Origin of the sequence: Glycomyces algeriensis (genome assembly GCF_027622855.1) — a bacterium.
GTDB lineage: Bacteria > Actinomycetota > Actinomycetes > Mycobacteriales > Micromonosporaceae > Glycomyces > Glycomyces algeriensis.
In genome coordinates this window covers 58,150-78,858 of the sequence record NZ_JAPZVR010000014.1, presented here as the reverse complement: position 1 = coordinate 78,858, position 20,709 = coordinate 58,150, and the positions used below count along the sequence as shown (strand labels likewise).

Here is a 20,709-nt window from a genome sequence, read left to right as displayed (position 1 = left end):
CGTTCTCACCTTTCCCTCAGGCGCGGGTTGAGGGCCTGGTCGAGGCCGCGTCCCATGGTGACGAGGCCGATCGTGAAGAGCACGATCATGAGCAGCGGCGCGAGCACGAACGGCAGCGCGACCGGGAGCAGGAAGAAGTTGTTCTGCCACGACAGGTGGATCATCAGGCCCCAGTTCGGCGTGCCCGAAGGCATGAGGCCCAGGATGTAGAGGCCGACGATCGCGTAGATCGCCTGGTTCACCGCGATCACGAAGTTCACGAAGATGAACCCGGCCATGTTCGGCAGGATCTCCCGGAACACGATCCGCATCGGACCGAGGTGCTGGAGCTTCGCGGCCTCCACGAACTCGCGCTCCTTGAGGGACATGACCTGCGCCCGGATGGACCGGAACAGGAACGCCCACATGGTCGAGCCGACCACGATCGCCACACCCCACGGCGGGATGTCCTCGAAGAACGCGACCACCGCGATCATGAGCAGGAACTGCGGGATCGTCACCGTGACGTCCGTGAGCTGCAGGAGGACCGCGTCGATCTTCCCGCGGAAGTAGCCCGCGATCGAACCGAGGACCACGGCCACGAACACGGCCATGATGGCCGCCATGCCGCCGACCCAGATCGGCTCCGCCCCGGAGTTCACCAGGATCGTGAAGGTGTCCTTACCTTCGTACTGCGTGCCGAGCCAGTGCTCTCCCGAAGGGGCCGTCCAGATCTGCGTGGTGTCGGTCGGGTTGTGCTGGTCGACCACGAGCGGGCCCACAAAGGAGAACAGGACGATCCCGAGGACCAGCACCGTGCCGGCGAACCCGGCGGGGGAGCGGGTGAGCCCGGTCCAGATCTGCCCGAACGTGCTCTCCCGGAACGTGCGGCGGGGCTTCGCGGCCGGCGCGTCAACAGCGGTCATGCTCACGCCTCCTGGTTCTCGGACTTGATGCGCGGGTCGATCTTCACCAAGAGGAGGTCCACGATGAGGCTCGTGATGACCACCGACGTGGCGAGGATGATGACCGCGGCCTGCACCACCGGGTAGTCGCGGTTGCCGATGGCCTGCATCAGCATCTGCCCGACCCCGGGGTAGTTGAGGATCTGCTCGATGACGATCGAGCCGCCCACGAGCATGCCCAGCTGGAGCGCGATCTGCGGCACCACCGGCAGGAGGGCGTTGCGGCCCACGTAGTTGCGGCTGATGCGGCCCGGCTTGAGGCCGCGGGCGCGCGCCACCGTCACGTAGTCCTCGGTGAGCACTTCAGTTGTGGCCGCCTTCATGTTGAGCATGAACGCGCCCGTGGAGGTGAACGCGAAGGCGGTGATCGGCAGGATCGCGTGGAACATCGCGTCACCGAAGAACACCGGGTCCAGGCCCGGCTCGATGCCGGCCGTCACGCGGCCGCGCATGTCGAGGAACGGCAGGATGCCCAGCACTGTGTAGCCGAGCACGACCACCGCTGCGATGAGGATGTAGTTCGGCACGCCCGTCAGGAACGAGCCCACCGAGGTCATGGTGTGGTCGAGGACCGAACCGCGCCGGTAGGCCGTGGCCATGCCGACCGAGAGGCCGATGACCGCCGCCAGGACGATGCCGGCGCCGACGGCGAACAGCGTCCAGGGCAGGTACTCCATGACGTGCTCGAACACCGAGGTGCTGGGGCTGGTGAGCGAGTTGCCCAGGTCCAGCGTGACCAGGCCCTTGAGGAACTCGAGGTACTGCGACCAGGCGCTGGCGTTCGGGTCGTAGGCCACGATGTTCGCGGCGGTGGCCATGGCCTGGTCGTGCGACATGCCCGAGCTGTTGAGGCGCCCGGCCATGATCTCGATCGGGTCGCCCGGCATGAGCTGCATGAGCATGAAGGTGATGGTCGCGACCAGCCAGATCACGAAGACCGACTGGAGGATGCGGCGGAAGACGTAGGAGGTCCAGACGCGCCGCACCACGCGGGCGGCGGTTCGGGGCGGCGCGTCGCCCGGCGGGGGCGCGGCAGGTGCGGTCACCTCGGTGCACTCCTTCGTGCGCTAGTCGGGCACCGGTTCTCGGAAGAAGCGGTGGGCCTCGAATGACGGGGGGCGAAACAAATTGGAAAGATTGTTTCTAGTTAAAGAAGCTACCTGCCGTGACCCGGGGCACGCCAGCCTTGAGACGGAATCGTTATCGGTGCGTCCGTGCTGTGACCATCGACTCCCGGGGCCGGGCGCGGCCTTCCACGGTAAAGCCAGTACGCTCGTACTGTTAGGGGCGGAAGCCTCGGCGCCCTCAGTGGCGCAGTCACACCAGGCGCAGGTGAGCGCAGGAGAGGTAGCGAAACTATGGCGAAGATCAAAGTTGCGAACCCGGTCGTCGAGCTCGACGGCGACGAGATGACCCGCATCATCTGGAGCAAGATCAAGGACGAGCTGATCCACCCCTACCTGGACGTGGACCTCAAGTACTACGACCTCTCCATCGAGCACCGCGACGCCACCGACGACCAGGTCACCGTGGACGCCGCCAACGCGATCAACCAGTACAACGTCGGCGTCAAGTGCGCGACCATCACCCCCGACGAGGCCCGCGTCGAGGAGTTCGGCCTCAAGAAGATGTGGCGCTCCCCGAACGGCACCATCCGCAACATCCTCGGCGGCGTGGTCTTCCGCGAGCCGATCATCATGAGCAACGTGCCCCGCCTGGTCCCGGGCTGGACCAAGCCGATCATCATCGGCCGCCACGCCCACGGCGACCAGTACAAGGCCACCGACTTCAAGGTCGACCGCCCCGGCACCCTCACCGTCACCTTCACTCCGGCCGACGGCTCCGAGCCGATCGAGATCCAGGCCGCCGAGTACCCGGAGGGCGGCGGCGTCGCCATGGCGATGTACAACTACAAGAAGTCCATCGAGGACTTCGCGCGCGCCTCGTTCCGCTACGGCCTGGCCCGCAACTACCCGGTCTACCTCTCGACCAAGAACACGATCCTCAAGGCCTACGACGGCATGTTCAAGGACGTGTTCCAGGAGATCTTCGACAACGAGTTCAAGACCGAGTTCGACGCGGCGGGCCTCACCTACGAGCACCGCCTCATCGACGACATGGTCGCCGCCGCCATGAAGTGGGAGGGCGGCTACGTCTGGGCCTGCAAGAACTACGACGGCGACGTCCAGTCCGACACCGTCGCGCAGGGCTTCGGCTCGCTCGGCCTCATGACCTCCGTGCTCATGACGCCCGACGGCAAGACCGTCGAGGCCGAGGCGGCCCACGGCACCGTGACCCGCCACTACCGCGCCCACCAGCGCGGCGAGAAGACCTCGACCAACCCGATCGCCTCGATCTTCGCGTGGACCCGCGGCCTGGCCCACCGCGGCAAGCTCGACGGCACCGCCGAGGTCACCGGCTTCGCGAACGAGCTCGAGAAGGTCGTCATCGACACCGTCGAGAGCGGCTCGATGACCAAGGACCTCGCCGCGCTCGTCGGCAAGGAGCAGGCGTGGCAGACCACGGACGAGTTCCTCGACACCCTGTCGGAGAACCTCGCCAAGTCCGTCTCTGCCAAGTTATGGCTCCCAAGCTTCGCCAAGAGTGCCAAGTAAGGACCGCGAGCTCAGGCCTGACCGCCTGGCAACTTCGCAAATAGCTCGAAATAATGCGTAACCGGGCCGATTCAGGCTCGTTGTAGAAGGAAGCGGCTCCCGTCTCGACAGGAGCCGCCCCTTCCCAGTTGGAGGCCCCGGCCCACGTGTGCAGGCGCACACTCGGCAGGGGCCTCCCCCCTTTCGGGACTTGTAAACTAGGCGGGTTACAGCCGTCGATCGGAAGGCCGCAATCTCGTGAGAGGCGTCATCCTCGCCGCCGGACAGGGGCAGCGCCTGCGCCCTGACACCGACGCGCTCCCCAAGACCCTCCTGCCGGTCACCGCCACGGAGACGATCCTCGACACGATCGTGCGCGGCCTGGCCGAGGTCGGCGTCACCGACCTCGCGATCACCGTGGGGCACGCCGCCGAGCGCATCCGCGAGCACGCCCCGGTCCTCGAGGACCGGTACGGCGTCAGCGTCGCCATCGTCGACAACGACAAGCCGCACTGGAACAACGCGTACTCGCTGTGGACCGCCCGCGAGCACTACGCGCACGGCGCCGTGCTCGTCAACGGCGACACCGTGCACCCCACGAGCATCGAGCGGAACCTCCTCGCCGCCGCCGCGACGGACCCCCGGCTGCTCATCGCCCTCGACGACCACAAGCAGCTCACCGACGAGGCCATGAAGGTGCGCGTCGGCGCGGGCGGCGTCGAGCTGATCCACAAGCAGCAGCCCATCGCGACCGCCGCGGGCGAGTACATCGGCGTCAGCCTCATCCCCACCGGCGTCGCCGAGGACCTCACCAAGGCCCTCGAGGCCACGTACACGCGCGACACGACCCTCTACTACGAGGACGCCTTCCAGCTCCTCGCCGAGGCCGGCCAGATCGGGACCGTCTCCACCGGGCCCGTGGCCTGGACCGAGGTCGACGACCACGCCGACTGGGCGCTCGCAAAGACCATCGCAGAGGGCCTGTAGTTTGCCGACGTTCGCGCGCACCGTCCTGGCGCCGATCACCGTCGAGGTCTCGGCCGGGGCGCTCAAGCGCCTCCCCGAGCTGCTCGCCGACTCCCGGATCTCCTCCGGCGGGCGCGTCGCCGTCGCGCTCGGGCCCGGCCTCGGCGAGAGCATCGCGGCCGAGCTCGACCACCTGCCGGACGCCACGGTGCACACCGTCGCCCCCGGCAGCCTCCACAGCGCCAAGGAGCTCACCAAGAGCCTCCGCGCCGACCACCGGGTCGACGCCCTGGTGGGCATCGGCGGCGGCAAGCTCCTCGACACCGCGAAATGGGCCGCGTCCGACCTGGGCCTGCCGATGGTCTCGGTCGCGACAAGCCTCGCCCACGACGGCCTCGCGTCCCCGACCGCCTCGCTCGAACGCGACGGCGTCTCGGTCTCCTACGGGGTCCACCCGCCGCTCGCGGTCCTCGCCGACCTCGACTTCATCCGCCAGGCGCCCGCGCACCAGCTGCAGTCCGGCATCGGCGACGCGCTCACGAACCTGTCGGCAGTGGCCGACTGGCAGCTCTCGCACGAGGTGAACGGCGAACCCGTGGACGGCCTCGCCGCCGCCATCGCCCGCACCGGCGCCGAAGCCGTGCTGCGCCACCCCGGGGCCATCAGCGACGAGTCGTTCCTGGCGACCCTCGCGGACGCGCTGATCCAAGGCGGCCTCGCGTCCAGCATGGCCGGATCGTCCCGGCCCTGCTCGGGCGGCTGCCACGAGATCGCGCACGCCCTCGAAGCGCTCCACCCCGGACTGGCCACCCACGGCGCGCAGGGCGCCCTGGGGGCGCTCGTCTGCACGTGGCTGCGGGGTGACAAGGCCCTGTTCAAGGAGTTGTCGGCCGCCATGAAGCGGCACGGCCTGCCGCGCACGGCAAGTGAACTCGGACTGCAAATCGCGGAGCTCGCCACAGCGGTGGCCTACGCGCCGAGGACCCGGCCAGGCCGTTATACGATTCTCGAACATCGTGAACTGGACTCGGTGGCGCTGGAGCGACACCTGACGGAGATGATGCATGAGCTCGATTAGCCCGCACCCCGACGGAGTCTCCGGCCCAGCCGGGAACAACGACGGGAGCCCGGAGAACTCCGATTCGCCCGCCCCCCAGGGCGGTTTCGGTCCCGGGCCTTCGGCCAACCCCGCGGGATACCCGCCGGGGTCCATGAGCTCCGGCTCGGCGGCTTTCGCGAGCCCGCCTCCGTCCGCCGCGCCCGGCATCACCCCCGGCCACCAGGGTCCCGCCGCGGCCTCGCCGCCGCACGCCCACGCCCCGCAGCCCCAGCAGGGCTACGGGCCCGCCTACGCCGCGCCCGGTGGGCAGCAGCAGGCCTACGGCGCCCCGGCGCAGCAGCACCAGGGCCCGCCGCCCGGTTACGGTGCGCCGCAAGGGCAGCAGCCCTACGGCTCGCCGCCCCCGCCGCACGGTCCCGGCCAGGGGCAGGGCCAGCAGCCTTACGGCGCTCCGCAGCCCCACGGCCCCGGCCAGCCGCAGGGCCAGCCGAATCCGTACGGCCAGCCGCAGGGTCAGCCCCAGGGCCAGCCGAACCCCGCGGGCGGCGGCCACTACCAGCCGCAGCAGCCTCCGCCGCCTCCCGCGACGGCGCCGTCCCCCCACGGCCAGACCTCGCCCCCGCGTGCGACCGCCCCGGCTCCGCACACCCAGACCCCGCCGCCTCCGGCCACCCAGCACCAGGGCCAGCAGCAGCAGAGTCAGCAACAGGGCCAGCAGCAGCAGGGTCAGCAGCCCGGCCAGCCGCAGCCGACCAACCAGGTCCCGCAGGCGCCCTACGCGACCCGCAACGAGCCGGGCCGCGACATGCCGGTCGCCGGCGCCTCCCCGATCCGCCGCAACTTCGACGACACCGCCGAGCTCCCGGCGTTCCTGGACTCGGCCCGCAGCGACGAGACCGGCCCGATCACGCGCCCCACCGAGGTCAAGCCGCTCAAGCGGAAGTTCCCGCTGACCACCGGCTTCACCGCGCTGCTGCGCCACCGCAACGCCCTGTCGGTCCTCGTCCGCCGCGACCTGGCCGTCAAGTACCAGTCGACCGCGATGGGCTACCTGTGGTCGCTCATCGAACCGCTCGGCCTCACGCTCATCTACTGGTTCGTGTTCGACGTCGTCTTCGACAGCGGCAACTCGCTGCCCAACAACGCGGGCTACCTGCTCTTCATCGTCTCCGGCATCTTCGCCTACCAGTGGTTCACCCAGGCGGTCAGCCAGGGCGCGAACTCGCTCGGCGGGCAGGCGGCGCTCATCACCGTCATGAAGGTCCCACGCGAGGTCTTCCCGATCTCGAAGGTCTTCGCGCGCTTCGCCGAGTACGTGGTCGGCTTCCCGATCATCATCCTGGTGGCCATCTTCGACCACGGCACCTGGGGCTTCAACCTGCTGTGGCTCATCCCGGCGATCCTGACCCAGACGATGCTGCTGGCGGGCATGACCTTCATCCTCGGCGCCGCCAACGTCCTCTACAAGGACGTCGAGCGGTTCCTGGGCCTGTTCATGCGCGTCCTCTTCTACGCTTCGGCGATCATCTTCCCGATCACCAAGGTCTCCGAAGCGGACACGATGAAGGAGAACCCCTGGCTGTACGACCTGTTCTCCTCGAACCCGCTCATCGGCATCTTCCTGATGCACCGCGCGGCGTTCATCCCGGGCCTGGCACCGAACACGTTCCAGCTCTGCGTGGCCATCGGCTTCTCGGCCTTCCTCATGATCTTCGGCCGCTGGATCTTCTACCGGCTCGAGCCGCGAGTCCTTAAAGCGCTTTAACGCCGTGGCCCGGCCCCGACCTGCGACCAGGTCGGGGCCGCGTTTTCGCTCAGTACGACCCGGCCGCCGTTCCCTCGGTACGATGGGCCTACGAGTGGCCCCGCGTTCCCCTTCCCGTGTGCCCGAACCGACTGGCCGTTCGCACCGGCCCTTCGGGCGGGGACGGAACGCCTATTATGGGGCGACTCGAGCGCCCGGCCCCCAGACGGAGAATCCAGCACCATGACCTCGCATCAGCCCCCTGGGCCGCAGCCCCGCACCGCAGCCGGGAACGGTGTCGACGCGGAGACCATCCACCTGGGGGTCACTGCGCCCGGTCGGGCTCCGGCCCCGCCGCGCCGGACGGCCGCGACCGCACCGAGCCCCTACCCGGCCCGACCGGCCTTCCGGGCCCCGGCGCCGCCCCCGCAGGAGCCCGCCCCCGCTCCCGCCCCGTCCCGGCCCGCGCCGCGACCCGCCTGGGAGGGCATCGGCTTCCGGCCCGACATTCAGGGCCTTCGCGCCATCGCGGTCATCCTGGTGCTCCTCTCCCACGCGGGGTTCGGTTTCGCGGCCGGTGGATATGTGGGCGTCGACGTGTTCTTCGTCCTCTCCGGCTTCCTCATCACGTCGCTGCTGATCAAAGAAGCCTTCGGCACCGGGAAGATCTCCCTGGGCGGGTTCTACGCCCGCCGTGCTCGCCGCATTCTTCCCGCGGCCAGCCTGGTCACCATCGCCACGGTCCTCGGCGCCTGGCTGTGGTTCCCCGTCACCCGCCTCGAAGCGGTCATGCAGGACGCGTTCACGGTCATCGTTTACGCGGTGAACTACCGGCTCATCGCCGAGGAGACCGAGTACCTCAACGCCGACCAGATGCCCACGCCGTTCCAGCAGTTCTGGTCCCTCGCGGTCGAAGAGCAGTTCTACCTCGTCTGGCCGCTGCTCCTCATCGGGCTGATGTTCCTGGCGGGCAGGTCGCCGCGCAAGCTCGTGTCCACTGGACTGGCGGCCTGCGCCGCGATCTTCGCGATCTCCCTGATCCTCTCGGTCTTCGTCACCGAGCAGTCGCAGCCGACCGCCTACTACGCCGCGCACACCCGGGCGTGGGAGCTGGCCGCGGGCGCGATCCTGGCGCTCACCCTGCCGACCTGGCGAAAGACGCCGAAGGCACTCGCCTGGATTCTCGGCATCGCCGGCCTCGCCATGGTGGTCGCCGCCGGCGTGATGTACACAGAGGACACCGCCTTCCCCGGGTACACCGCCCTGCTCCCCGTCGCCGGCACCATGCTCGTCCTCATCGCGGGCTCCACCAGGAGCGGGCATCCCGTGGGCTCCCTCCTGAGCACCGGTCCGTTCCAGTTCTTCGGCAAGATCTCCTACAGCCTCTACCTCTGGCACTGGCCGATCCTCATCCTCATCCCGCTCGCGGTGGACGCCGAGCCCACGGTCGGCCTGAACGTGGTCCTGCTGATCGCCGCGGTCGGGATCGCGCAGCTCACGTACCAGTACGTCGAAGAGCCCCTCCGCAAATCCCGATCCATCCAGGCGAGCAACATGTGGGGCCTGGTCACCGGCGTCGTGTGCTCGGTCCTCTGCATCGCAATGGTCGTCATGATGACGGTGGGCTTCGCGAAGGTCCCGCCGGAGGACGAACCGCCGGTCGACCTCGAGGCCGTCGAAGAGGCCGAGGACCTCTCCGAGATCGAGATGCGACTCCAGGAGGGCCTCTCGGTCACCTCAACCCCGGACGATCTCGAACCCTCGCTGACCAGTGCCGGAGCCGACACGCCCGCCATTTATGGCGACGATTGCCACCTCGACTCCGAGACCGTCGAGCCGCCGTCCGAATGCGCCTACGGCGACACCGAGAGCGGCACTGTCGTGGTCCTCATGGGCGACTCCCATGCGGCGCAGTGGTTCCCGGCGCTCGAGCCGCTCGCCGAGGCGCAGGGTTGGAAGCTCCTCTCCCGCACCAAGAGCTCCTGCGGGCCCGCCGACATCACCCCGTACAACTCCATCCTCGAACGCGAGTACACCGAATGCGACCAGTGGCGCGACAGCGTCATCAGTGAGATCGAGGAGATCGAGCCCGCCATGGTGATCCTCAGCGGTGAGGACTCGCCCAGCCTCGCCGACGGCGAGGACTCGAGTCCCGAAGCGTGGGCCGAGGCGTGGACGAGCACCCTCGGGCGCATCACTGCAGCCGCCGGGCAGACCGTGACGCTCACGGACACTCCGCGCAGCCCCACCGGCGACTCGATTCCCGAGTGCATTTCTATACACCAGGACGAGGTCCAGGAATGCGTCCTGGACCGGGCCGAGGCCGTCGACGACTCCGGCAACCGCGAGGCGGCCATGGGCGTGGCGCAGGAGTCGGGCGCCACCGTCATCGACACCGTGGGCTGGTTCTGCATCTCCGGCCAGTGCCCGGTGATCACCGGGAGCACGCTGATCTACCGGGACTCGCACCACATGAGCACCCCGTACTCCCGCTCGCTCAGCACGCTGCTGGGCGATGCGCTGCCGAAACTGTGACCCGAAGTCCCGCAGGTCGATCCGCACCGCCGTGAGCTGCGGATCGACCTGGAGACCGGGCCCGCCCCGGGCTCCTCGCGGGACCGGGGCGTCGCTCAGTCTTGGTACAGTGTGTATCGATCCCCTCCCCGCTCGGGGAGTCCTGGTCCCGATCACCCAAGCCCCCTGAGAGGAAAGCCCCATGCGCAGGTTGACCGCCCTGGCGACCGTGGCCCTGCTGTTCGCCGTCGCAGCCTGCACCGGCGACGGAGGGGGCGACGGCGACAACACCGAGTCGCCCAACGCTGAAGCGACCACCGGTCCGCCCGAGCCGACCGCGCCGGCCGCCCTCGCCCTCGAACCGCCGGCGGGTTTCACCGCCGCGGAAGGCGAGGACCGCGAGGTCCTGCTCACCGAGGACCACGTCTCGCACCTGTTCTACGTGGCGGGCTCCGAAGGCGGCCAGGACAAGATCACCGTGACCTCGTACCTGCTGAGCGAGGGGGCCGACACCTCCACGTACGACATCCAGGCGGGCATGGTCACCGACTACTTCAGCAAGCTGGGCAGCACCGTCTCGCTCGACAACTTCCACCCGACGCTCGTGCACCGCAACGAGGGCATCTACCGCTACGGGGAGAAGACCGTCGGCGACGTCGAGGTCAAGTGGCGCGACTACTTCGTCTTCGCCGACCGGTACCTCATCAACATCACCTGCCAGTGGGACGCCCACTACGCGCAGGTCGAGGCCGCCTGCGCCGACCTGACCGCCTCGTTCCCCTACCCCGAGGAATGGACCGCGGCCAAGGCCGCCTGAGCTGACGCGTTACCGGGGCCCGTCGAGGTCGATGCCGAGCGATCGGAATCGACCGCGGTGGGCCTCATGGCTGAACAGCCGCTCTACAGTGTCCAGCCCGATCCGCCGCTGCTTCAGGTACCGGTCGTGGTCGCCGCGCAGCTCTTCGATCACGCCGGCCACCGCCGCGGGCTCCGCGTACAGCGCGCCTTCGCCGAAGACCGGCTGGAAGCGGGGCGGCAGGATCGTCGGCACCCCGGCTGCCATGGCCTCCACCGGAGCGCGGCCGAACGCCTCCAGCAGCGCCGAGTTCACGTAGTAGACGTAGAAGTCCAGGCCCTGCAGGAAATCACCGACGTCGACCGAGTCGAACGCGGTCGACGACCAGTTGCGCGGCAGCCGCCCGAGGACCCGGCGCGGGACCTCGACCCCGCCGAGCACGCGGACCGCCACGTCCTCCCGCTCGGGATAGGCGCGGCGCAGGTCGCCGGCGAGCTCCGGCCATTTCGAGATGTGGTCGCGCGAGTGCCTGCCGACGCGCGCCACCGCCGGCACCGGCGACTCGTCGCGGCGCGGCGAGGCCGCGGTGTCGAACGACGGGTACCAGTGCTCCGGCGATAGCTCGACGCCTTCGAGTTCGCTCCCGTGGGAGTCGACGAGCGCCTGGTGCACGAGGGGGCCGACCGTGCGCCAGTGGTGGTCGCCGATCCAGCCGTGCAGGTTGCGGTGCACGGTCTGGACGTCCCAGACGGGCCGGTGGCCCGTGCCGAGGCTGTAGTAGGTCATCGGCGCCTGGTTGACGATGAGCATCTTGCGGGCGGCGTCGATCTCGGGCAGGTCGTCCCGCAGCCGCGAGGCGAACGGCGGGAACCGCATGAGCAGCAGGTCGCAGGAGAGCTTCCGCGCGCCCTCGACCAGCTGGACCTGCTCCCCGTCGACCAGGCTCTGGATCTTGGCGCTGATCGGGCGCGCGCTGTGGTTCTGGTAGAGCGGATGGTGAATGAGCCCGACCTGCTTGCCCGCGGCCCGCAGCATCTCGATCTCGTTGCGGTTGCTCTGCGTCGTACCGCCGCCGAGGTTGAAGTTCGAGACGAACACGACGTCGAAGTGCTTGACGTCGGCCTCCGCAGCGGGAGCGGGCCGCTCCCGCCATTCGGCGAGGACGCGCGCGGCGGTCCGCGACGCCGACGGCGCCGCGCCGTCAGCGGCGATCTCCTCGAGCCGTTCCACAGTGTCGCCGAAGAAGCCCGACCCGAGCCGGTCGCGCAGGAGCCGAAGCTCGGTGTTCAGCTTCCGGGCCTCCTTCTCCCGCCGCTGCCGCTGGCGGCGGTTGCGCGGGGACACGAGCTCCCGGAGGTTCGCCGAACCGGTGTCGGCCATACGGCGCTTGGCGCCGCGCGCCACGACGACGGCCTCAGCGACCAGGACGCCCGCCAGGTACGGCACGTACACCGCGGGCGGGGCCGTGTAGGCGAGCACCGCGCCGACACCGACTGCGGCGGTGAGACCGGCGCAAGCGATGGCGGTGCGGCGGATCGGGCTCAAGTGGGACAAGCCGGTCACTTCGAAGAGATCCTGTCTATGAGTGACTGCATACGCCGGAAGCCCGGCGCGGTCATCGCGACCGCGGCACCTGCCAGCAGTACCGCGAGTGCGGCGAAGGTGAGCAGCAGCGACGTGTCGAGCCCGGCCCAGAACCAGCTCGAAGCGCCGAGCAGCACCACGAGCACCCCGACGGCGGCTGCGATCCGCATCAGCGCACGGGCCTCGAGACGGCGCCGAATACGCCGGGCGAGGCGACCGAGGACGCCGCGAACCCGGCGGCGCGGCGCGGCCGCGGTGGTCTTCTTGGACTCGACGGTGGCGCCGATGGCCGCGTCCCAGATCTCGATCCGGTCGAACCCGGTGAGGCCGAACTCGGCCTCGCGGTCCTCCCACAGCGACGGGTCGGAGACGACCAGCTCCTCAGTGGACACCACATCCATCGCGGCGACGAACTCGACACCGGCGAGGCGCACCGCGGGCTCGTTCAGGAAGTCGAGGATTTCCGGACGGAAGTAGCGCAGGTCCTCGCGAAGCCGCAGCAGCGTCTCGATGTGCACGACGCCGACCTTCCGGCCCTCGGCGACCGCCTTGCGGGCCAACGTGATCGCCCGCTGCTGGCTCGCCTCCCAGAAGCGGCAGTCGATCACGACGAGCAGGTCGAAGCGGGTGCCTTCGAGCGGTTCGCCGCGGATCAGCGCCGGGGCGAAGAACGGGCGCTCCGGCTCGTCGGCCGCCATGTACGGCTCGCATTCACCGGCGGCGATCCGCCCGCGCCAGTGGTGGTGCGCGGAGCGGTAGGCGAAACGGGCCGGATGCTGCCAGCCGTAGCCGATGTCGCGCGAGGTCAGCGTGTCCTGGCCGAGTCTGATCAGGGTGAGGATCTCCCCGCTGAGCTTCTTCACCGCGCGGCGGCCGAAGGCGGCCTTGAACCGGAAGTGGAACTCGCTGTCGGCGCCCTTGCGCACGGCGTCGAAGAAGCCCATGCGATCACGGGCGGCCTTGGCGCGGAACAGCACCGACGTGGAGCGCGGCCCGTGGATCGGGCGGCCGGTGTTGATGAGGGAGAGGTTCTCCTTGACTCGCGCGCAGCTGGCGAACGTCATCACCACGGCGCTGTCCTGCAGCAGCGGTTCGGCCTGCCGTTCGAGCCAGCGCGGGTGCGCCCAGTCGTCCGAGTCGAAACCGGTGATGAACGTGCCCTTGCACTCGGCGAACGCGCGGTTGCGGGCGCGGTAGGTGCCGGAGTTCGCGGGCAGCCGCAGGATCCGGATGCGCCGGTCCCGCTCGCCGACGCGGTTGAGGATGCCGTCGAACTCGGCGCCGGAGTCGTCGTCGATGACGATGAGCTCCCAGTTCTGCCAGGTCTGGGCGATGATCGAGTCGACCGCCGTGAAGATCGCGTCGTCCGGCCGGAAGCAGGTCATGACGATCGAGATCTTCTCGGGCCGCTCGATCACGTCGCTGATGTCGGTGGTGAGCCGGTCGAAGTACGTCCTGGTCTCGTCATCGCCGAGCGCGAGCCCGTCCATGCCCATCGCGGTGCCGAATCGCTGCAGCCACTCCGCTTCGTCTCCGCCGTGCTTCGGGTGGGCGTCCTCGGCCTCGAGACTGCGGCGCGCGATCTCGGTGAGGTCGTCGAAGCGGTCGAGCAGCGGCGCGGCGCTGCCGTCGACCGCCGACGCGCATTCGGCGTAGTGCAGCTGGTGCTCGCCGGTGATAGCCGCACCGAGCACGACGTCTGCGAAGCGGTAGAGCGCGAGGCCGTCGGCGAAGTCCCGGTGCCTCGCGGCGGCGCCGGCGAGGGCGACCATGTAGTCCGGGGCGAACCCGGCGGTGTCGAAAGGCCCTGCCGAGCGGATCAGCTCCAGCAGGCTGTCGTAGGTGTGGCCGGGGGCGGCCGTCTTCGTCAGCAGCTCGATGAGCAGCGGCGAGCGGGTCCGCACATAGGACCGGTACGCGGCGGCCGGCGGCCGCCCTGCGATTTCGGCGAGGTGCCGCTCCAGAAGATCGGGGCCGTCCGCTTTCGTCGGCCCCAGGGGTTGCGAGGGGAGTCTGGGAGAGGCGGGGGCGCTGCGGCGCGTTTCAGATTCGACCATGCGTTTCGACCATGCTGACATCGATGTGGGTGCGGACGGGTGCGGGTGAGGCCTGCATTCACTGTAACGTCTGGCGACCGCCCGAACATTGTGGCGCGACCCGCCACCCCACCCCCTTCCGGGACGCGCCGACGTGATGCGGGGCCCTCGCATACGGGCCTTGGCCACTGTATTCGGCGGCTGCCGGTCCCACTCGGATCCGCCTCTGCAGTCGGCCTCCGTCCGTGCGTGTCGGCAGGGACGAGGGAACACGGGTGACTTTCGCGACTCCGCTAGGATCAGCCCATGGCCGAAGAAAAGGCTGAATCCCGCCGCGAGGCTCCCGTCCCCGGGCGGTCCGCTGAGCAGACACCGACGGTCGAACTCCTCCGCATAGTGGGCGGGAGGGTGGCCAGGCGGCTTCGGCTCGCCGCGCCGCGCAAGGCTCCCGGAACGGCACCGCGTCCCGCCGGTCGCGGTGGTCGGCGGGACCTGTCGCGTTCCATGCCTCCGTTCGAAGGGCGCTTCGGTCAGATGGCCGCGGGGTTCTACCGGCTGGAGTGGAACGAGGACGGCTACCCCTGCCGCCGCCAGGACGACGGGACGCTCTACGAGCACCCGATCTATCCGGTCTACGCCATCAAGCACTACCTCAGGCAGATGCGGCCCGCCGACGCCGAACTGCTGCTTCCGGCGGTCGACATCGTCGCCAACGCCGCGGTCGACCGGATGGAGGAGTTCGAAGGCGCTCTGGTCCGCTGGTACGAGCCCGGCGGTGGCGCGCGCCTCTTCGAACGCCATTACTCGGCGCTGACTCAGGGCTACTACGCCGAGCACCTCTGGATGGCGGGGGAGGCGCTCGGCCAGCCGCGGCTCAAGGACGCGGCCCGCCGCTGCTTCCTGGCGCTGACGGTGCCCCGTGAGCGGGGCGGGGTGCTGTACAAGGATGTCCACGGCGTCTCGATCGCCGAGGTGCCGCAGATGCCGAACAGCTATATCCTCAACGGCTGGCAGTCGGCCCTCTTCGCCGCCTGGCAGTACCACGAGCGTTCAGGCGACCAAGCCGCGAGCGAGCTCGTGCAGGCCTCCGTCCGCACGATGGCGGAGATGCTCCCCGCCTTCGACGCCCCGGAAGTCGCCAACAGCCGTTACGGCCTCACCGGTTTCGCGTATCTGCGCACCGTGGGTGCGGACCTCGGGGACGCGAAGGTGACCGTGCCGGGCGAGGGCGAGTTCGGCCTCACCGAGCACCGGAGCCGCTGGGCGAACCATCGGACCGGCCCGCGGCAGGCGAACCTGGTCTTCTCACTGGCCTCGGCCGAGGACAACACCGTGCACCTCGACGTCGATCGGCCTGCCGCCGTGGAATTGCAGCTCGGCAGGTACGACCCGCTCTCCGCTGCGCCCGTCGACGGCGTGTGGGAGCAGATCGGCGAGGTGACGCCGGAGGACGGGGTCGTGGCGATCCCCCGTCGCGTGGTGGAGCGGATCGTCCATCCCACGAACTTCGTCAAGGTCATCGACGGCTTGCACACCAACGTCTATCACCCGGTGCACATTCGGCGGCTCCGGCATCTCGCCGCGGCCACCGGTGTGGAAGGGCTGGAGAAATGGGCCGACCACTGGACCGAGGCGATGGGTCGCTGGAGCGGCATGCCGCTCTACCGCGGGCTCGCCGCGACGCCGATCGAACCCGGGCGCGAGTCGCCGGTACCCGTCGAGGAGCTCAGCGGCGGGTTGGAGAAGCGGCTCGGCTAGTGGGCGTCCTTCGGCCCTAGGAGTTTGCGGTACACCTCGACGTACTTGGCCGCCTGGGCCTCCCACGTGTACTGGTCGAGCCGTTCGAGGTCGCGGTACGCCTCGGTGTAGGTGTCGCGGCCGTCGAGCACGGCGCTGACCGCGCGTGCCAGGTCCTTGCCGTTCCCGGACTCGAAGACCTCGCCCATGCCGAGCCGTTCGACCTCGGCCGACATCGCCTTGACGTTGCTGACGACCATCGGCAGCCCGGCCTGCATGAACTCGAAGAACTTGGTGCTCAGCGCGACCTCGTGGTTGATCGGGCCGGTGACGAGGGGGTGGATGCCGAGATCCGCGGTCGAGAGGAACCCGACGAGCACGTCGTAAGGCACGTACCGCATGAGATGGATCCGGTCGGCGACGCCGAGCTCGTCGGCCTGCTCGCGCAGCGAGTCGACGTAGGGTCCGTCGAGCTTGTTGATGACGAACGCGGCGTGCAGCTTCGGCACGTACGCGAGCGCTTCGACCATCGTGTGCAGGCCGCGTTGCGGCGCGGCTCCGCCGCAGTAGACCATGAGCGGCACGTCGGCGCCGAGTTCGCACGCGGCGCGCACGTCCCCGAACTCGGCCGCGTCCTCGCGGATCTCGCCGGTCGGCTTCGGCGGGGCGTTCAGTGTCACCACCGGCCGTTCGGCCAGCCCGTGTTCCTTCACGAGCAGATCCGCCAGAGCGGGGGAGACCGTGAAAACGGCGTCGGCGAACTTGAAGTACTCGCGCTCGTAGGCGATCGTGGACTTCAGCCACTTGCGGCCGGGGTGGGAGAGGCCGGGCACGAACTCGTGAGCGTCGTAGACCATCTTCACGCGGCGGCCCTTGGCGCGGGCTCGCGCCACCGAGCGCGCCGCCACGCCGATCATCCGGAAGTCGTGGGCGTGAATGAGGTCCGGCTTCGCCTTGTCGATGAACTTCGCGTAGCTCAGCTCGTAGTTCAGGGGGGTCACGTCGAGCTTGCGCCAGGCGCGGTCGCGAAGCAGGAGGGTCCAGAACCAGGCCTCGAAGTCCTCGATGGCGCCTTTGAAGCGCCCGCGCTGCCATTCGAGCTTCGCCTCGGTCTGCCGTACCCGCATCTCGAGCCAGCTCTTGCGCATCGCCACCAGGCGGCGGAAGACCGCCAGCGGCAGCCGCGGCTCGCGGAGGCGGCGACGGTAGAGCCGGGGGGCGCTCGCCTCCATCCGCCGCTGAGCGAGTTCGGCGCCGTCGAGGACGAGCAGGTCGAGTCGCCGGCGCATGGCAGCGATGGACTTCGCGGCCAAGGGGAACCGGAACGACGCCAGGCGGCGCCGGAGGGTGGCCTGCGGCGGAATGGGACGGTAGGGCAGCCGGTGCACTCGGGCCTCGCCGAGGTCGTAGTGCTCCCACCGGTTCTCACGAGAGCGCCCGACGAGGTGGACCTCCCACCCGGCTGCGGCCATGGACTTCGCGGTCTTCTGCACGCGAGAGTCGCCGTCGATGTGGTTGTCGACGAGCATCAGGACCTTCCCGGGCATGGTGGCCTTCCGCTTCGCGCTCATCGTGTGCCTTTCATCAGCGCCCACCGCGCTGGGACGGGCGGTGGGCATGGGGGTCTCGATGCCGATGCGCGAACGGGGAGTCGTTCCGAGTTTTGGCGGAGTTTGTCCGCATCGGTCTTCTTCGATGCATTACGGGGGGTTCTCGACTGTCGACTCAGGGCGCGCGACATCGGAGAACGGTGTGCCGGTTCGAGGACGACTATACATCTTCCCTGGTGAGGCATGGGGTTCGGGTGCGCGGGGACCGTTGCTACCGGTCGCTGTCGAGCAGGTCGCGGCACTGCCGCTCAAGCGATTCGACGGCATGGTCGCGGGTAAAGCGGCGGGCGTACGCCCGGGCGGCGGCGGTCAGCTCGGGCTCGGGGTGCAGCGCGGCTTCCGCGGCCCGTTCGAGGGCCTCGGCGACTCGGGATGCCTCGAGGGATTCGGGCTTGAACCACAATGGATAGTGCTCCAGGTACTCCTCGGCCGCCGATCCGTCCTTGTGCACGGAGACGATCGGCTTTCCCGTGGCCATGTACTCGAAGATCTTCCCAGAGGTCACGTATCGGGAGCCGCCGGCCAGGAAGACCAGCACGTCGGTGCGCGCGTAGACCTCGCCCACGGCGGTCTTCGATACGGGGCCCTCGTAGCGGATCAGGTCGGGGTCCGGTTCATCGGCGCTGAGGAACGGACCGATGCCGAGTTTCCGCTGGAGTTTCTCGGCGCTGTCCGCGAAGTAGCCGAGGTGGCCGTGGAGGTGCAGCCGAGGGGTGAACGCCAGGTCCCGGGAGCGCAGCTCCCTGAAGCCCTCGGCCATGCGGATCACCGGCTGCTGGGCGGTGACCGTGCCGATGTAGCCGAATCGGACGATGCCCGCGGGCGCCGGCTCGGCGGCGGCCTCGGCCATGACGTCGGGGTCCCAGCCGTTCGGTACGACCGACATCCGCTCGGCGGCGTCCGGGTAGCGCTTCGCGTGCCAGTCGCGAAGCGGTTCGTTCACGAAGGCGACCGCGGCGGCCGAGGCGATGAAATCCGCTTCCCACTGGTACGAGGGATGGCCCTCGGGGAACGCCGGCTTGTTCGTGAAGAGGTCGAGCGTCCACGAGTCGCGGTAGTCCAGCACGTACGGCAGCCCGGCCCGCCTGCCGAGCGACTCGGCTGCGGCGAACGCGGAGAACGGGTTCCCGGTGGCGAGCACCAGGTCGAAGGGGTGCTCGCCATGGAGCCGGAGCCCTTCGCGGAGCGCGTTGCCCGACCAGCCGGCGTACTTCTCCGGGAAATCCCCGAACCGGCGCATCGGATCCGCGGCTGCACGCAGCGGTCGTGGCAGCAGGCGGGTCCAGCCCGCCGGCGGGGCGCCCTCGAACGCCGGGCGGACGACCCGGACCGAGGGATCGACGGTCGCGGCCAGCGCGTCGTCGAGTCCGCTGCTCGCCGCCGTGAAGTGGTCGACGGGACCGGAGAGGACGGTGACGTCCCAGCCGGCGCGGGTGAAGTGGTTGGCGACGGCGCGGCTGCGGTACACGCCGCTCGCGCGCGACGGGGGGAAGAAGAACGCCAGGTACAGCAGGCGGGGCGGGGCCGTCATCGGCCGGCCGCCCGCTCGCCGCGGCTTCGGAGCCGGGAGATCAGGCCGCGCCGCGCCTCGGGCGCGGCTTCCGCGATCAGGGACCGGACCTGCCGCACGAGATGCGTGCCGGAGAACGAGTCGCGGACCTTCTCGAGTCCGCGGTTCGCTTGCGCGGCATAGGCTTCAGGGTCGGCCACGAGTTCGCGGACGACCGCTTCGAGTGCTTCCGGCTCCGCGTAGAGCGCGGCGTCGCCGAACGTGGGCTCGAGCCTCGGGTCGAGCACGCACGGCACGCCTGCGGCCATCGCCTCCATCGGTGCTCGGCCGAACGCTTCGATGCCGTCGTCGGCGAGGTGGTAGACGAAGACGTCGATCTCCGCGAGGAATTCCTCCACGGGCAGGGCGTCGAATTCGTGGACGGTCCAGTTGGCGGGGAGTTCCCCCAGGAGGCGCCGAGGGGTGTCCGCCCCGCCGAGCACGGTGACGCTGAAGTCGTCCGAGGCCGGGAAGCAGCCGAGCAGGTCCTGGGGACTCGAGGGCCATTTGAGTTTGGAGTCGCGGGAGTGCCGGCCGATCCTGATGGGTCCGCTGCGCGGGCGCTCGAGCGCGTCCGCGTTCCAGCGTGCGGGGTCGGTGACGTCGTACCAGTACTCGGCGCTGATGTCGATCGCGGCGGTCTCGTCGGCATGGCGGGTGGCGAGCAGGTCTGCGATGACGGGGCTGGCGCAGAACCAGGTGTGGTCGCCGAGCCAGGAGGTCAGTTGCTCGTGGACTTCGGGCACCCGCCACGAGCGCCGCTGCGGCTCGGCGCCGTAGTAGTAGTACGGGGCCTGGTTCACCACGAGCACAGTGCGGTCGCTCGTGATCTCGGGCCGCTGGTCGACGAGCCGGGTCATGCACGGTGGGAATCGCACGATGGTCAGCCGTGCGCGTACGCGGTCCCGGCTGCGGACGAGGTGGACCCCGTCGTCTTCGGCGGCGAGGGCGAGGATCTTCGCATTGATGCCGCGCAGGGCGTCGAGCTCGTAGCTGGGGTGGTGCAGCAGCGCCACGGTCAGTCCGGCCTCACGCAGCGCGCACAGGTCGGCGGCGTTCGAGGCGGTGGTCCCGCCGGGCAAGGACAGATCGGAGACGATGAGCACGTCGACGTCGTGGGCGGTCGGCTCGGGACGCCGCTTCGCCTGGAGCTCGTGCCACCGCACCAGCGCCTGGAGGAGCGCGATGCGGTAGGCGGGGTGCTCGGTCTCGTCGTCGGCGGAGCGCTTGAGGACCTTGAGCGACTCTTTGTGGAAGCCCCTGAACAGACGGGAGGTCCACCGTGCGCCGGCGAGACGTTTCTTCTCCGGAATCTCCGGATCGAAGGATTGCGGTGCCGGCATCCGATCGCGGTCCATGTGAAGGCCTCCCGAGCAGACAGGACTGAGGGTGCCGTCGTGTACGAGGGGGTTCCGCGGCAGATGCGAGGATACCAAGCGTTTTCCGGGAACTGGCGACGCGGAGTGGCGGACGTCATCGAGACGATCGCCGAGACGCAGATGAGGGGCGGGGGGGGGGGGGGGGGGGCGCCCCCCGGGGGGGGGGGGGCGCGGGGGGGGGGCGGCGCCCCGGGTG

Annotated in this window: 14 protein-coding genes; 7 read left to right on the top strand and 7 right to left on the bottom strand. The window is 69.5% G+C overall.

Annotation, left to right across the window (positions count from 1 at the left end):
* Window positions 1–5: 5 nt before the first annotated feature.
* Together O2L52_RS20335 and O2L52_RS20330 are read right to left on the bottom strand one after the other, a co-directional pair.
* Window positions 6–905, bottom strand: a complete 900-nt coding sequence (locus O2L52_RS20335; RefSeq protein WP_270117826.1) for an ABC transporter permease — start codon at window positions 903–905, stop codon at window positions 6–8.
* 2 nt (window positions 906–907) lie between these two features.
* Entirely contained in the window at window positions 908–1,990 is a 1,083-nt protein-coding gene (locus O2L52_RS20330) for an ABC transporter permease (protein ID WP_270117825.1), read from the bottom strand.
* A gap of 312 nt (window positions 1,991–2,302) precedes the next feature.
* On the opposite strand from O2L52_RS20330, the gene O2L52_RS20325 reads away from it, so the two are divergent.
* From O2L52_RS20325 to O2L52_RS20300, 6 genes are all read left to right on the top strand, one after another.
* Window positions 2,303–3,559 (top strand): NADP-dependent isocitrate dehydrogenase, encoded by a 1,257-nt coding sequence (locus O2L52_RS20325; protein WP_270117824.1) that lies wholly within the window; start codon window positions 2,303–2,305, stop codon window positions 3,557–3,559.
* Window positions 3,560–3,796: 237 nt separating this feature from the next.
* Window positions 3,797–4,525, top strand: coding sequence for a phosphocholine cytidylyltransferase family protein (locus O2L52_RS20320; RefSeq protein ID WP_270117823.1), 729 nt, complete (start codon window positions 3,797–3,799; stop codon window positions 4,523–4,525).
* Window position 4,526: 1 nt separating this feature from the next.
* Window positions 4,527–5,582, top strand: coding sequence for an iron-containing alcohol dehydrogenase family protein (locus O2L52_RS20315; RefSeq protein ID WP_270117822.1), 1,056 nt, complete (start codon window positions 4,527–4,529; stop codon window positions 5,580–5,582).
* Window positions 5,569–7,329 (top strand): ABC transporter permease, encoded by a 1,761-nt coding sequence (locus O2L52_RS20310; RefSeq protein WP_270117821.1) that lies wholly within the window; start codon window positions 5,569–5,571, stop codon window positions 7,327–7,329. Before O2L52_RS20315 ends, O2L52_RS20310 begins: the two co-directional genes overlap by 14 nt.
* Window positions 7,330–7,551: 222 nt before the next feature.
* Window positions 7,552–9,843 carry an acyltransferase family protein gene (locus O2L52_RS20305; protein ID WP_270117820.1) on the top strand — a complete coding sequence of 764 codons (2,292 nt, stop codon included), beginning with the start codon at window positions 7,552–7,554 and terminating at the stop codon, window positions 9,841–9,843.
* 181 nt (window positions 9,844–10,024) lie between these two features.
* Entirely contained in the window at window positions 10,025–10,639 is a 615-nt protein-coding gene (locus O2L52_RS20300) for a hypothetical protein (protein WP_270117819.1), read from the top strand.
* Between the two features lie 9 nt (window positions 10,640–10,648).
* On the opposite strand, the gene O2L52_RS20295 is transcribed toward O2L52_RS20300, so the two are convergent.
* Window positions 10,649–12,181, bottom strand: coding sequence for a glycosyltransferase family protein (locus O2L52_RS20295; protein ID WP_270117818.1), 1,533 nt, complete (start codon window positions 12,179–12,181; stop codon window positions 10,649–10,651).
* Window positions 12,178–14,259, bottom strand: a complete 2,082-nt coding sequence (locus O2L52_RS20290) for a glycosyltransferase family A protein (RefSeq protein WP_270117817.1) — start codon at window positions 14,257–14,259, stop codon at window positions 12,178–12,180. Before O2L52_RS20290 ends, O2L52_RS20295 begins: the two co-directional genes overlap by 4 nt.
* A 483-nt stretch (window positions 14,260–14,742) precedes the next feature.
* On the opposite strand from O2L52_RS20290, the gene O2L52_RS20285 reads away from it, so the two are divergent.
* A complete protein-coding gene (locus O2L52_RS20285) occupies window positions 14,743–15,996 on the top strand; it encodes a D-glucuronyl C5-epimerase family protein (RefSeq protein ID WP_270117816.1) in 1,254 nt (417 codons plus the stop codon).
* Here O2L52_RS20285 and O2L52_RS20280 read toward each other — a convergent pair.
* The 3 genes from O2L52_RS20280 to O2L52_RS20270 form a co-directional block, all read right to left on the bottom strand.
* Complete coding sequence (locus tag O2L52_RS20280; protein WP_270117815.1) at window positions 15,993–17,546, bottom strand: glycosyltransferase; 1,554 nt, start codon at window positions 17,544–17,546, stop codon at window positions 15,993–15,995. The genes O2L52_RS20285 and O2L52_RS20280 overlap by 4 nt on opposite strands.
* 250 nt (window positions 17,547–17,796) lie before the next feature.
* On the bottom strand, window positions 17,797–19,116 hold the full coding sequence (locus O2L52_RS20275; protein WP_270117813.1) for a glycosyltransferase: 1,320 nt from the start codon (window positions 19,114–19,116) through the stop codon (window positions 17,797–17,799).
* Window positions 19,113–20,477, bottom strand: a complete 1,365-nt coding sequence (locus O2L52_RS20270) for a glycosyltransferase (protein ID WP_270117812.1) — start codon at window positions 20,475–20,477, stop codon at window positions 19,113–19,115. The genes O2L52_RS20275 and O2L52_RS20270 overlap by 4 nt, the downstream gene beginning before the upstream one ends.
* Between the last annotated feature and the right edge of the window lie 232 nt (window positions 20,478–20,709).